At 61.7% G+C, this 13,314-nt stretch carries 10 protein-coding genes; 3 read left to right on the top strand and 7 right to left on the bottom strand.

Annotation, left to right across the window (positions count from 1 at the left end; translation table 11 throughout):
• Positions 1-24: 24 nt before the first annotated feature.
• Positions 25-702, top strand: a complete 678-nt coding sequence (locus ABDX87_RS18835; RefSeq protein WP_346829239.1) for a heavy metal response regulator transcription factor — start codon at positions 25-27, stop codon at positions 700-702.
• Entirely contained in the window at positions 692-2,056 is a 1,365-nt protein-coding gene (locus ABDX87_RS18830; protein WP_346829238.1) for a heavy metal sensor histidine kinase, read from the top strand. The genes ABDX87_RS18835 and ABDX87_RS18830 overlap by 11 nt, the downstream gene beginning before the upstream one ends.
• A 265-nt stretch (positions 2,057-2,321) precedes the next feature.
• Here ABDX87_RS18830 and ABDX87_RS18825 read toward each other — a convergent pair whose 3' ends face one another.
• From ABDX87_RS18825 to pmbA, 4 genes are all read right to left on the bottom strand, one after another.
• Positions 2,322-2,660 (bottom strand): zinc ribbon domain-containing protein YjdM, encoded by a 339-nt coding sequence (locus ABDX87_RS18825; protein WP_346829237.1) that lies wholly within the window; start codon positions 2,658-2,660, stop codon positions 2,322-2,324.
• Positions 2,661-2,737: 77 nt separating this feature from the next.
• The gene (locus tag ABDX87_RS18820; protein ID WP_346829236.1) at positions 2,738-3,625 is read right to left on the bottom strand and encodes a ZIP family metal transporter; all 888 of its coding nucleotides are present in this window, start codon (positions 3,623-3,625) and stop codon (positions 2,738-2,740) included.
• Positions 3,626-3,651: 26 nt separating this feature from the next.
• Positions 3,652-4,263, bottom strand: a complete 612-nt coding sequence (locus ABDX87_RS18815) for a superoxide dismutase (protein WP_346829235.1) — start codon at positions 4,261-4,263, stop codon at positions 3,652-3,654.
• Positions 4,264-5,030: 767 nt separating this feature from the next.
• Entirely contained in the window at positions 5,031-6,377 is a 1,347-nt protein-coding gene (pmbA, locus tag ABDX87_RS18810; protein ID WP_346829234.1) for a metalloprotease PmbA, read from the bottom strand.
• A gap of 107 nt (positions 6,378-6,484) precedes the next feature.
• On the opposite strand from pmbA, the gene yjgA reads away from it, so the two are divergent.
• Positions 6,485-7,006 carry a ribosome biogenesis factor YjgA gene (gene yjgA / locus ABDX87_RS18805; protein ID WP_314579968.1) on the top strand — a complete coding sequence of 174 codons (522 nt, stop codon included), beginning with the start codon at positions 6,485-6,487 and terminating at the stop codon, positions 7,004-7,006.
• 119 nt (positions 7,007-7,125) lie between these two features.
• Here yjgA and tldD read toward each other — a convergent pair whose 3' ends face one another.
• The 3 genes from tldD to ABDX87_RS18790 form a co-directional block, all read right to left on the bottom strand.
• A complete protein-coding gene (tldD, locus tag ABDX87_RS18800) occupies positions 7,126-8,565 on the bottom strand; it encodes a metalloprotease TldD (RefSeq protein WP_346829233.1) in 1,440 nt (479 codons plus the stop codon).
• Positions 8,566-8,567: 2 nt separating this feature from the next.
• A complete protein-coding gene (locus ABDX87_RS18795; protein WP_346829232.1) occupies positions 8,568-9,419 on the bottom strand; it encodes a carbon-nitrogen hydrolase family protein in 852 nt (283 codons plus the stop codon).
• 73 nt (positions 9,420-9,492) lie between these two features.
• Positions 9,493-13,308, bottom strand: coding sequence for a YhdP family protein (locus ABDX87_RS18790; protein ID WP_346829231.1), 3,816 nt, complete (start codon positions 13,306-13,308; stop codon positions 9,493-9,495).
• Positions 13,309-13,314 lie beyond the last annotated feature (6 nt).

Raw genomic sequence — 13,314 nt, 5'->3', positions numbered from 1 at the left:
AATCGAATAAGTGAGAGTGGACCGATGCGTGTCCTGATTATCGAAGACGAAGAAAAGACCGCCGATTATCTGCATCGCGGTCTCACCGAACAGGGTTACACCACGGACGTTGCCCGGGATGGCATCGAAGGGCTGCACATGGCGCTGGAAAGCGAATACGCCGTGATCATTCTCGACGTCATGCTGCCGGGCCTGGATGGCTACGGGGTGTTGCGCGCTTTGCGGGCGCGCAAGCAGACGCCGGTGATCATGCTCACCGCCCGGGAAAACGTAGACGACCGCATCCGTGGGCTGCGTGAGGGGGCCGACGATTATCTGGGCAAACCGTTTTCGTTCCTGGAGCTGGTCGCCCGCTTGCAGGCACTAACCCGCCGCAGCGGCGGTCATGAGCCGGTGCAGATCAGCGTCGCCGACCTGTGGATCGACCTGATCAGCCGCAAGGCGACCCGTTCCGGCGCTCGCCTGGACCTGACGGCCAAGGAGTTTTCGCTGCTCAGCGTCCTGGCCCGACGTCAGGGCGAAATCCTCTCCAAGACCTCGATTGCCGAGATGGTGTGGGACATCAACTTCGACAGCGACGCGAACGTCGTCGAGGTCGCGATCAAGCGCCTGCGCGCCAAGCTCGATGGCCCGTTCGAACAGAAACTGCTGCACACAATTCGTGGCATGGGGTACGTGCTGGAGAGCCGCCGTGTCGAGTAACTCCATCGCCCTGCGCCTGAGCGGCATGTTCGCGCTCGTGGCGCTGTTGGTGTTCCTGCTGATCGGCTGGGCCTTGTACCTGCAAGTGGACAAGGGGCTGGGTCTGTTGCCGGAAGCCGAGGTGGACGCGCGCTACAGCGTGCTTGAATCCGCCGTGCAGCGTTACGGCACGCCGGAGCACTGGGCGAAGATCAACGCCAAGCTCAAGCTGCTCAGCGAAGAAGACAAACGGCTGCGCTTCTGGGTCGTCAGCGATAACCCGACCTATGAATTCGGCAATCCCGATGCGCAGATTCGCGCGTTCGCCAATGGCCCGTTGGGCATGCGCGATTTGAACCTGAACGGTCACGATTATCCGTTCAAAGTGCTGGTCAGCCAGTTCCCGGCCAAGGACCAACGCCCGCCGCTGCGTTTCCTGACCGCTATCGACACCGAGACGTTCTGGCAGACCCAGCATTCGTTGCTGATCGCGTTGATCAGCCTGGCGGCGATCGGTATCGCGTTGGCCTCGGCACTGGGTTACTGGGTCGCGCGCATCGGCCTCAAGCCGTTGTTCGACCTCTCGCTGGAGGCGCAAAAACTGGCGCCCCCACGTTTGTCCGGGCGTTTGCAGTTGTCGCCGCTGCCGCCGGAACTGGATCAGTTCGTGACCTCGTTCAACTCCACGCTGGAGCGCGTCGAGCAGGCCTATTCCCGCCTGGAGTCGTTCAATGCCGACGTGGCCCATGAGCTGCGCTCGCCGCTGACCAACCTGATCGGTCAGACGCAGGTGGCGCTGACCCGTGGACGTTCTGCTGAGCATTACTTCGAGGTCCTGCAGTCGAACCTGGAAGAGCTCGAGCGGCTGCGCTCCATCATCAACGACATGCTGTTTCTGGCCAGCGCCGATCAGGGCAGCAAGGCCACCGAGCTGACTCAGTCATCGCTGGCCGAGGAAGTGGCGACGACGCTGGATTATCTGGATTTCATTCTGGAGGACGCGCAGGTTCAGGTTCAGGTACGTGGCGACGCGCATGTCCCGTTCGAGAAGGCTCACCTGCGGCGCGCGTTGATCAACCTGCTGCACAACGCGGTTCAGCACACCTCGCCGGGGCAAGTCATTCATGTGGACATCAAGGATGAACGCGATCACGTCAGCATCAGCGTGACCAACCCCGGTGCGCAGATTTCGGGCGAACACCTGCCCAAGCTCTTCGAGCGCTTTTATCGGGTGGATGCGTCGCGCAGCAACAGCGGCGCCAATCATGGCCTGGGGCTGGCCATCGTCAAAGCGATTGCGTTGATGCATGGCGGAACCGTGTTTGCGCGCAGCGAGCACGGGGAGAACACGTTCGGGATCAATTTGCCGAGTTGAGGCCGCGGTTACACCACGATCATGTGGGAGCTTGCCGGGGTGGCGCTCCGCCTTGTCAGCCATATCTGTGTCATTGAGCTGACTGCGATATCGCAACAACCTTGTAGGAGCGTGGCTTGTCCCGCGATCTGGCGGGCACCGCCAGTAAAATCAGGCGCCTTGGTTGTATCTGAGGCACCGGGTTAGCCGGGTTTGCTGCCGCTTCGCGCCAGATCGCGGGACAAGCCACGCTCCTACAAGGGGTTATGCGGTGATCAAACGATCATCACCCCTTCTTCACAAACTCCGACTTCAGCTTCATGGCGCCGATGCCGTCGATTTTGCAGTCGATGTCGTGATCGCCATCGACCAGGCGGATGTTCTTGACCTTGGTGCCGACCTTGACCACCAGCGAAGAGCCTTTGACTTTGAGGTCCTTGATCACGGTGACGGTATCGCCGTCCTGCAGGGTATTGCCGACGGCATCCTTGATGACCTTGACGTCATCGCCAGCGTCGGCGCCGCTGTCAGCGGACCACTCGTGGGCGCATTCCGGACAGACGAACTGGGCGCCGTCTTCGTAGGTGTACTCGGAACTGCATTTTGGGCACGGCGGTAAGCTCACGGCGGATCTCGCATCAGGATGAATAGGCGCAGGATTATAAGGGTTTTTATCGCGAGAGATCACGTTGCGGCTGACAATCACGCCAACGCCGTGTCCATCACCATCATCAGGCAGAAGCCCGCCAGCAGCCCGAAACTGGCGATTTTGCCGTGGCCGTTACGGCGTGACTCCGGGATGATCTCGTGGGTCACGACCAACAGCATCGCCCCGGCTGCAAGCGCCAGGCCGAGCGGTAACAGCAGCGCGGCGACCTCAACCAGCCAGGCGCAGAGTACGGCGAACACCGGCTCGACCAGACCCGATGCCGCACCGATCAAAAAGGCATTCAGCCGTGGCATGCCCGCAGCCGCCAGCACCAGCGCGATCACCAGGCCTTCCGGCACGTCTTGCAACGCGATGCCCATGGCCAGACTGTCGGCATGCGCCAGACCGCCGCCCGCCGAGACGCCCACCGCCATGCCTTCCGGAATGTTGTGGGCGATGATCGCGATGACGAACAGCCAGATGTTCGACGGGATCGCCGGTTTTTCCCCGGCGCTGGACCCATGCGAGCCTTGGGAAACCAACGTGTCGACAATAAACAGCCCTGCGGCGCCCGCGAGAATCCCGAGACTGATCAGCGCACCCGCGCCCCATGGTGAGAAACCCAGGCCTTGAGCAGCGCTCAATCCCGGCACGATCAGAGAAAACGCCGTGGCGGCGAGCATGATGCCCGCGCCGAAGCCGAGCAGCCCGTCGGAAACCGCCACCGGCATCCGGCGAATGACCAACACCGGAACAGCACCAAGGGCGGTCCCCAAGGCGCACAACGCTCCGCCTTCCAGCGCCCTCAGCATCCGGGGTTCAAGGGTCAACCATGAGAGCCCCTGGGCGATGAGCAGCCCCGTGCCCACCAGCAACAGGATCGAACCGATGGCCAGACGAAACAGGCGTGCGCTGCTAAGGGTGAGCAAATCCGAAGGCATAGAGCGTCTACTTCTCGTCAGGGGATTTAAGCCAGCGCGTCGTTATAGCGCTTGGCGACTTCGTCCCAGTTCACGACGTTATAAAACGCAGCGATGTATTCCGGGCGACGGTTCTGATAGCGCAAGTAGTACGCATGCTCCCAGACGTCCAGACCGAGGATCGGCGTGTTGCCGTTCATCAACGGGCTGTCCTGATTGCCGCTGCTTTCCACGACCAGTGTCTTTTCCGGGGTTACGCTCAGCCAGGCCCAGCCGCTGCCGAAACGGGTCAGCGCGGCTTTGGTGAACGCGTCCTTGAAGGCCTCTACACCGCCCAGTTGCTCGTCAATGGCCTTGGCCAGCGGCCCGGTTGGCAGACCGCCGCCCTTGGGGCTCATGACGTCCCAGAACAACGAGTGATTGGCGTGACCGCCACCTTGGTTGATCACGGCCGGGCGCAGTTTTTCAGGCAACTGAGCGACGCTGGCGACCAGTTTTTCAATCGGCCATTCGGCGTATTCGGTGCCATCGACGGCGGCATTGAGGTTGTTGATGTAGGTCTGGTGGTGCTTGGTGTAATGGATTTCCATGGTTTGCGCATCGATGTGCGGCTCAAGGGCATCGTAGGCATAGGGTAAGGCAGGCAAGGTGTACGGCATGTCAATGGACTCCGAAGGACAGGATGCGACCGCAGCGACAGATCGGGTAGCGCCAGCGCCGAGTGTTTCAGGCGACGTCGATGATCGGCAGGGCTTGGCGACAAAGCTTCAAACCTAGCGAATGATATTCATTATTAAATGAGTTTAATAATCAAAACAACCCCGACATTGGCATGACACCGGTGCGAGAATGCGCATTCAATGCCTGCCCGCTCTCTCGGTGAGAGCTGCCGGGACTTACGACGGGGGCGAACGTGGGGTGTCAGAAGTACCGATTCGCCACCGTCGTAACCTCCGGCAGCTCCCACTGGCTCAGGGACGACGGGGAATGTGGTGTGTCAGAAGACCGCTTCGCCACCGTCGTAACCTCCGGCAGCTCCTACATGCTCAGGCACTACGGGGAACGCGGTGTGTCAGAAGGACCGCTTCGCCACCGTTGTAACCTACGGCAGCTCCCACTGGCTCAGGGACGACGGGGAATGTGGTGTGCCAGAAGACCGCTTCGCCACCGTCGTAACCTCCGGCAGCTCCCACTGGCTCAGGGACGACGGGAATGTGGGGTGTCGGAAGACCGCTTCGCCACCGTCGTAACCTCCGGCAGCTCCTACAGGCTCAGGGACGAGGGGGAATGTGGTGCGTCAGAAGACCGCTTCGCCATGGTCGTAACCTCCGGCAGCTCCCACAGGTTTCAGCGGAAACAGCGAGCGCGCGCGCATAAAAAAGGCCTGCACGAGGCAGGCCTTGGTGATGCTGGGCGAAGGACGCAATCAGCTCCCGGCCACCATCATCTTCTCGATCAACACGGAACCCGTGCGGATGTTGCTGCGCATTTCGAGATCGCTGCCCACGGCGACGATCTGCTTGAACATGTCCTTCATGTTGCCGGCGATGGTCACTTCCTGAACCGGGAACTGAATTTCGCCGTTCTCGACCCAGAAACCCGCCGCGCCACGTGAATAGTCGCCGGTGACCATGTTCAAACCGCTGCCCATCAATTCGGTGACCAACAGGCCGCGGCCCATGCGACGGATCAACGCCGCCTGGTCTTCAGTGCCATGGGAGACGAACAGGTTGTGCACGCCCCCCGCGTTGGCGGTGCTTGGCAGGCCCAGTTTGCGGCCCGAGTAGGTGCTCAGGATGTAGGACACCAGATCGCCATTCTCGACGAAGGGTTTGGCGTAGGTGGCCAGGCCGTCACCGTCGAATGCCGAGCTGCCCATTGCGCGCATCAAGTGCGGGCGCTCGTCGATGGTCATCCATTCAGGGAACAGGCGCTGACCGATGGCGCCTTCCAGGAACGACGACTTGCGGTACAAATTGCCGCCGGAAATGGCGCCCAAAAAGCTGCCGAACAGACCGCCCGCCAGTTCCGCCGAGAACAACACCGGCACTTCGCAGGTCGGCACCGGGCGCGCGCCCAGGCGGCTTGCGGCACGCTCGGCGGCTTTTTTGCCGATGAGTTTTGCGTCCATCAGCAGCTCGCCCTGACGATTGACGTCGTACCAGTAGTCGCGCTGCATCTGGCCTTCGCCTTCGGCGATCATCACGCAGCTCAGGCTGTGGCGGGTCGAGGCGTAACCGCCAATGAAGCCGTGGCTGTTGCCATACACGCGGCAGCCCTGATGCACGTTGAGCGTCGTGCCGTCGGCGTTTTTGATCCGGCTGTCCGCATCAAACGCAGCGGCTTCACAGATCAACGCGCGCTCGATGGCTTCCTCCGGGCTGATGTTCCAAGGGTGGAACAGGTCGAAATCCGGCTGTTCCTTGGCCATCAACGCGGCATCCGCCAGACCTGAACTTTCGTCTTCGGAAGTGTGCTTGGCGATGGCTAACGCAGCGGCCACGGTTTCGCGGATCGCATCCGGCCCGCTGGCCGAGGTGCTGGCTGAACCCTTGCGATGGCCGACGTACAAGGTGATGCCAAAACCCTGGTCACGGTTGAACTCGACGGTTTCGACTTCGCGCTGGCGAACTGATGTCGACAGTCCCTGCTCCAGCGACACCGCGACTTCACAGGCGGTCGCGCCCTGACGCTTGGCTTCGGCGACGATCTGTTCGACCTGTTGTTGCAGTGCCGGCAAGGCCTGCGGGCCGACGCTTTCTGATGCACTCATGACTTTCTCCATCAAATTCCGGTTTCGGCACTGACCAAGTGCCCACTGGGCCGGACAATTGGCCCCTGACTCGTTATCATGGCGGCGTTTATTTGCGGACGGCCCCCATGGTTGATTCTTACGACGACTCCTTTGACGGAGAGAAAAGCAAAACCCAGATCAAAAAAGAGCTGCACGCTCTGGTGGACCTGGGCGAACGCTTGACGACATTCAAACCCGATGTGCTTGCCAAGCTGCCGCTGACCGATGAGTTGCGTCGGGCATTGGCCGATGCTCCCAAGCACACCGCGCACATTGCGCGCAAACGCCACATTTCCTTCATTGGCCGGCTGATGCGCGATCAGAACCTGGATGAAATCCTGGTCCTGCTCGATCAACTCGATGCCTCCACGCGCCAGTACAACGAGCGCTTTCATAACCTTGAACGCTGGCGCGATCGCCTGGTGACCGGTACCGATGACGTGCTGGAACAGTTCGTCAACGAATACCCGGACGCCGACCGTCAGCAACTGCGTTCGCTGATCCGTCAGGCCCAGCACGAGGCCAAGCAAAACAAGGCCCCGACCGCGACCCGCAAAATCTTCAAATACATCCGCGAACTGGACGAAACCAAACGCGGATTGCGTTAAATCTGCCGCGCCCCTGTAGGAGCGCGCTTGCCCGCGATAGCGTCAGGCCAGACACCTTGATGTCGACTGACACACCGCCGTCGCGAGCAAGCGCGCTCCTACAGGTGCAATGTCGCTCCTTACCCGCCTGTCCCGCCAACCGTGATCGCATCGATCTTCAGCGTTGGCTGACCCACGCCCACCGGCACCGACTGCCCATCTTTGCCACAGGTTCCCACACCGCTGTCCAGCGACAGGTCGTTGCCGACCATCGACACCCGGCTCATGCACTCAGGACCGTTACCGATCAACGTGGCGCCTTTGACGGGTGCGGTGATTTTGCCGTCCTCGATCAAATAGGCTTCGCTGGTGGAGAACACGAATTTGCCGCTGGTGATGTCGACCTGACCGCCACCAAGGTTGGCGCAATAAATGCCTTTCTTCACCGACTTGATGATTTCCTCAGGATCACTCTGACCACCCAGCATGTAGGTGTTGGTCATGCGCGGCATCGGCAGGTGGGCGTAGGACTCACGACGGCCGTTACCGGTGCGCGCGACGCCCATCAGGCGGGCGTTGAGTTTGTCCTGCATGTAGCCCTTGAGCACGCCGTTCTCGATGAGGGTGGTGCACTCGGTCTGAACGCCCTCGTCATCGACACTCAGCGAGCCACGACGACCGGCCAGTGTGCCGTCGTCGACGATGGTGCAGAGTTTGGACGCGACCATTTCGCCCATGCGACCGCTGTAGGCTGAGCTGCCCTTGCGGTTGAAATCGCCTTCCAGCCCATGACCGACCGCTTCGTGCAGCAGCACGCCGGACCAGCCCGAGCCCAAGACGACAGGCAGTGTACCGGCCGGCGCCGGAATCGCTTCCAGGTTGACCAGCGCTTGACGCAGCGCTTCACGGGCATAGCCCATGGCGCGGTCTTCAGCGAGGAAATAACGGTAATCGGTACGCCCGCCGCCGCCGTGGCCGCCACGCTCGCGACGACCGTTCTGCTCGACGATCACGCTGACGTTGAAGCGCACAAGCGGACGCACGTCGGCCGCCAGACCACCATCGGTCGATGCCACGAGAATGCGCTCCCAGACACCGGCCATGCTCACCGTGACCTGCTGAATGCGCGGATCAAGGGCTCGGGTGGCAGCGTCGACGCGCTTGAGCAGCTCGACTTTCTCGGCGCGGGTCATGACTTCCAGCGGGTTGTCCGGCGCGTACAGCTGAGCGACGTCCTGCGTAGTGAAGGCCTGTACACGACCGTTCTGCCCGGCGCGGGAGATCGAGCGCGCGGCGCGGGCCGCTTGGCTCAGGGCCTCCGGGGTGATCGCGTTGCTGTAGGCGAACCCGGTTTTCTCACCCGATTGCGCACGCACGCCGACACCCTGATCGAGGTTGAAACTGCCTTCCTTGACGATGCCGTCTTCCAGAGCCCAGGACTCGGAAATCTGCCCCTGGAAATACAGGTCGGCAGCGTCGATCCCGGGACCGGCAAGCTCTCCCAGCACCGATTGCAGGCTGTCGATGCTCAGGCCGCCTGGCGCCAGTAGGTGTTCGCTGACAGAGGACACGTTGCTCATATTCACTCCGGGGTGTTGGCAGGCCGCAAGGCGTCCTGCGAAAAAAATCGCCGGTGATTCGATACCGGCATTCGCGCCCGTATGGACGCTTGTTCTTGACTGTCTCGCTCCGCCAGCAGCACGGCTTCACCCTGTGCCTGCTCGGCCAGCACGCGGCCCCATGGATCGATGATCGCCGCGTGCCCAAATGTTTCCCTCGGGCCCGGGTGAATCCCGCCCTGCGCAGCCGCCAGCACGTAGCACTGGGTTTCGATGGCACGTGCGCGCAGCAGGATTTCCCAGTGCGCCGCGCCGGTCACGGCGGTAAAGGCCGACGGCGCGGTAATCAATTCAGCCCCTGCTTCACGCAGGGCGGTGTACAGCTCAGGAAAGCGCAGGTCGTAACACACGGTCAGTCCCAACCGGCCCACCGGCGTATCGACAACCACCACATTGCTGCCATGAGCATAGTCGTCCGACTCGCGGTACCGACCACGGTTGTCCGTCACGTCCACGTCAAACAGGTGCAGCTTGTCGTATCGCGCCACCTGTTGACCCTGATCGTCGATCAACAGCGAACACGCCGTGACTTTGCTCTGCGGCCGACCTTCGGGCGGCAGCGGCACTGTCCCGGCGACAATCCATAACTTGAGGTCGCGAGCGGCAAGTTTCAACCATGGCAGGATCGGACCTTCGCCCAACGCTTCGGCCCGACCGATGGCAGCGACGTCCCGACGGCCCATGGCGGCGAAGTTTTCCGGCAGCACGGCCAGCTTCGCCCCCGACGCCGCGGCCTGCTCAAGCAGCGCGCGCGCCTGAGCCAGATTGCCCTCGACATCGCTCTGGCTGACCATCTGAATCACTGCAAAGGACATGGTTGCTCCTTGATTGATAGAACCGCACCACCTTTATTGACCCCGATTGCCATCGAGCGCCAATGGCTTCTGACTATTGCGGCTTTTCAAACGGCTTGTCGAACGTGATCTTAGGCTCTTTCCAAGGACCTTCGACCTTGTACTGGACACTGGCGAACCGCGCGACGCGATCACCCAGCAATTTGTCGACCAGGAACAACGCACCACCGATGGCCGGAGCGCCAACGATCAGCGCGGCGATAGGCAGGTTGTTGGTGACCGGCAATGTCACCAGCAGCTTGGCGTCGACGCGGTCCCGCACCATGTCCAGCGTGCCATTGAGCTCCAGGTTGCTCGACGGGCCGATCATGGTGATCGGGTCGCGGGTGACATAGACGCCGTCGCTGGCTACCAGCAGGCCTTTCACACGGTCATAACTCAATCCTTTGCCCAGCAAGTCCGAAAAGTCGAGGCGCAAACGACGCCCGATGGAGTTGAAGTTAAGCAGACCGAACACTCGGAGCGCCTGAGCGCCACCTTCAACCTCGACGAACTGTCCGTTCTTGAGCGTCGCATCGAGAGTGCCGGAGTAACGCTTGAGCCCGACCCACGCAGGCGAGCCCGGCCAGCGGCCATCGGCATTCATTTCGAACTCCTGGCTGGTCACCGTCGGCGCAAAACCCCACGCTTTCAGCACGTCGGCCAGATTCTTGCCCTCCACCTGACCCTTGAACCAACTGCTGGTCGCACCCGGCGTGCCTTCCCAGCCGCCATTGCCCAACAGGTTGATGCCTTTGAGGCCCAGGTTCAGATCACTCAGTTGAATACCGTTCGGTGTCGGCCTGACCTTCAGCGACCAGGCACCGACCAGTTGATCACCTTGGAACAGCTGGGTGATCTTGATGTTCAGCGCCGGGATGTTATGGGGATCGACATCGGCCAATGGGTCCGGCGCGTTTTCGACCACTGCCGCATTCGGGTCCGGCGCAGGCAATTTCACGTAAAGAAGATTGATGTCAGCAGGCGTTGCCTTGTTATCCGGCAGCGTGGCTGAACCTTTGATTTTCGAACTGTCCAGCGACAGGCCCCAACTCGCGTCACTGCGCTTGAGCTGCACGTCGGCCTGATCGAGTGTCGTGCCCATGGCCGTAAGCTTGCCGATTTGCAGGTCAACGCTGTTCAGCAGCTGTTTGGCGCTGCCGCCCGGATCATTGCCGGCATAACGCTCGGCAATCGCCTGCCACGGCGCGATGTCCAGCTCGGACAACGATCCCCGAACCCGCAGGCCCTTGGCATCCGGAACAATCGCACCGCCCTGGCCCAGGAACAACTCGCCCCGCCCGTCCGCGAACTTGCCCGCCGGCGCCGCGAACGCGAAGTTGGCGAGATTGCCGTACCCCACGCCGACGCGCCGTTCCGGGCCTTGCAGATTCATCCGGAAATCGGTGTCGCGGGTTTCATCGGCAGCCTTGCCGAACGGCGCAGGCAGATCGACCGTCACCCCTTTGAGATTGGAATTGATCAGCAACTGGCTGTCGGCACCGCTGAGCGTGACCTGCACCTGGTACGGAAGGTCACCCGAGACCGGCAGGGGTTGCGTGACATTCAGCCAGTCGGTCAGACGCTTGATGGTGATCTGACTGCTGGCGGCAATACGCGTCACCGGGGCGCCGGGTTTGCCCTCGGCAAAGATGTCGGCGCTGAGCGGTTTGTCGAACGCCATCGCCTTGATGTTCTTGCCGCTCAGACCTTTGGCGTAGTCAAAGCGGAAATTTCCCTTGAGCTGCGTCAGATCGAGCACGGGGTCTGCCAGCCTCAAGTGAGCGCTGTCAGTGTTGAAGTCCACGGCGACCTTGGGCTCTTGTCCTTTGACCAGTGGCACATCGAGATTGATATGGCCCTGCAGCGGACCTTCCGCCTGCCATCCGGCAAACGTCTGGCCGGTGCCGATGGGCGCCTCCTGCAGAATCTTCATGCCGTCCTGAAGGCTACCGTTGAAGTCGCCGTCCACCAGCAGATGGCCCGGCTGGCCAGCCGGGGTGTGGGGAACATCCACGGCGACGTTGCTGACCTGGGTGCCCAGCAGTTGGCCTTTGCTGGCACGGATCCGCACACCGCTGTTTTCGACGAACACGTTGCCGTCCACGCCGGTCAGCTGCGGCCAGCCTGGCTGGAACGCCAGATTCGCGTTCTGTACGTTGAAAAACAGCGTGATGACGCGCGCCACGTCCGGTGCATCGTGGTTGATCGAACCTTGATACTGGAAGAAACCTTCTTTGACGTTGCCGCTCAGCACGGCCGTGCGCAGCCATTGATCGACGCCGGGGTTGAGCATCGCGGGGAGGTACTTGGACGTGTATTTGCCGTCGCCATCGACCATGCCCACGCGCAGGTCCATGTAGTCTTCCTGATCGTGGTTGAAATGCAGACGGATCAGGAAGTCACTGGCGATCTTGCCTTCGTCGCCGAGGACCTTGATGTACGGCGCGATCAGCGTGAAGCCCTGATCGTCCAGCGCGTAGGTCAGGCGTGCCTCGGCATGCCGGTACTTCCATTCGTTGTTGAAGATCGGCGCCAGATGAAGCATGAAGTCATCGGTGTTCAGGCGCAGTTCGCCCTGCCCCAGATCACCACTGATCGAACCGCTGACGTTTCCGGCTGCCGGCGCGCCGTGATAGGCGTCGAAGCCCAGCTTGTCCAGATTCGCCGCAAAGCTGACGCGCTTGGGCCCTTCTGCCTGCGGGCGATAGTCGAGCAGCAGATTGCGCACGCCGCCCGTGAAATTCAGGTGATCGAGCACCACCATCAACTTGTCCGGGAGCGGTGCGAGCGAGTCCAGCAACGGCGTGACCGGCGTCAGGTCCATCCGGTCGGCCTGGACGTGCCACAACTCTTCGTTGTCGGACGTGGCTGCGGTCTGTGTCAGATCAACCCGGCTTTCCCAGCGCTTGCCGGCAATGTCCATGGCCAGCGAATTGGCCGCGACCGTAAAACCTTTGTCGTTGCGCTGAAACCACGCGTTGAGCGCCAGGTTGTCGATCTTCGAGGCCTTGCGGTCGGCATAGGCGCCCTTGAACTGTGGCGCGTTGAACCGCGCAGCAGCGGTCTGCAACGTACCTTTGCCCCACGTCAGCCAGAACTCACCACCGGCCTTGAGGTTCTTGATCTTCCAGTCACGGGTCAGGCTCTTCGGCAACCATTTCGCCCAGTCGCTCTGCGGGAGGCTCAGGTACGCCTCGGCCTCGCCGTCTCGCCACTCGCTGGCGCGCACTTTTGAACGCACGTTGAGCGACAACGGTTGACCGTCAGGCAAGGTGACGCGCGCATCCAGACGCTGGTGAAAGCTTCCGGTCTTCAGGGTCATGCTGACGTAGGTCAGGGTGAGCGGGGATTGCTCATAAGGTTGCAGGGTGATCTGACTGTCGAACACCGACAGCTGCGAGATCATCTGCATTTGCTTCAACGCCTGTTCCGGGTCGAAAGGCTTGTCATCCTGAACCGGAAGGCCCTGGAGCGCCCAATGACCGTCCTTGTCCTCCTTGAGCCCTAGTTGCAGGCCGTCGAGTTCAAGCCGGGCGATGCGCACCTGACGCGCTTTGGCACTCGCCCACAGGTCAGGCACTGCCCTCACATGGTCCAGCCGCACGGTGTTGGCACCCTGGCCGACCATCACATCCCGCGCGACGAAGATCGGTGAAAATCCGCTCCAGCTGCCTTCCAGGCGCCCGATGCTGACGGGCATGCCGACCGCCGCCTCGGCCTTGCTTTCAACGTCGGCGCGGTATTCGGCGACCATGGGCACGAGTTCACGGCCCACGCTGACGTACAACGCCACCAGAACCAAAACCAGCGCGCACAGGCTCAGGCCCCAACGCGTCAGAGCTGCCAGGAAACGGGTCAGACGCTCCATGTCGCC

It is taken from the genome of Pseudomonas abietaniphila, from assembly GCF_039697315.1.
Lineage (GTDB): Bacteria > Pseudomonadota > Gammaproteobacteria > Pseudomonadales > Pseudomonadaceae > Aquipseudomonas > Aquipseudomonas abietaniphila_B.
The sequence above is the reverse complement of the archived record's forward strand: the minus strand, read 5'-3'. Positions and strand labels throughout refer to the sequence as shown.

Excerpts from the sequence above, each read along its gene's own strand:
- ABDX87_RS18815 (WP_346829235.1), bottom strand. The coding sequence starts at position 4,263 with ATGCCGTACACCTTGCCTGCCTTACCCTATGCCTACGATGCCCTTGAG.
- ABDX87_RS18790 (WP_346829231.1), bottom strand. The coding sequence starts at position 13,308 with ATGGAGCGTCTGACCCGTTTCCTGGCAGCTCTGACGCGTTGGGGCCTG.
- yjgA (WP_314579968.1), top strand. The coding sequence starts at position 6,485 with ATGGTTGATTCTTACGACGACTCCTTTGACGGAGAGAAAAGCAAAACC.
- ABDX87_RS18835 (WP_346829239.1), top strand. The coding sequence starts at position 25 with ATGCGTGTCCTGATTATCGAAGACGAAGAAAAGACCGCCGATTATCTG.
- ABDX87_RS18795 (WP_346829232.1), bottom strand. The coding sequence starts at position 9,419 with ATGTCCTTTGCAGTGATTCAGATGGTCAGCCAGAGCGATGTCGAGGGC.
- ABDX87_RS18820 (WP_346829236.1), bottom strand. The coding sequence starts at position 3,625 with ATGCCTTCGGATTTGCTCACCCTTAGCAGCGCACGCCTGTTTCGTCTG.
- pmbA (WP_346829234.1), bottom strand. The coding sequence starts at position 6,377 with ATGAGTGCATCAGAAAGCGTCGGCCCGCAGGCCTTGCCGGCACTGCAA.
- tldD (WP_346829233.1), bottom strand. The coding sequence starts at position 8,565 with ATGAGCAACGTGTCCTCTGTCAGCGAACACCTACTGGCGCCAGGCGGC.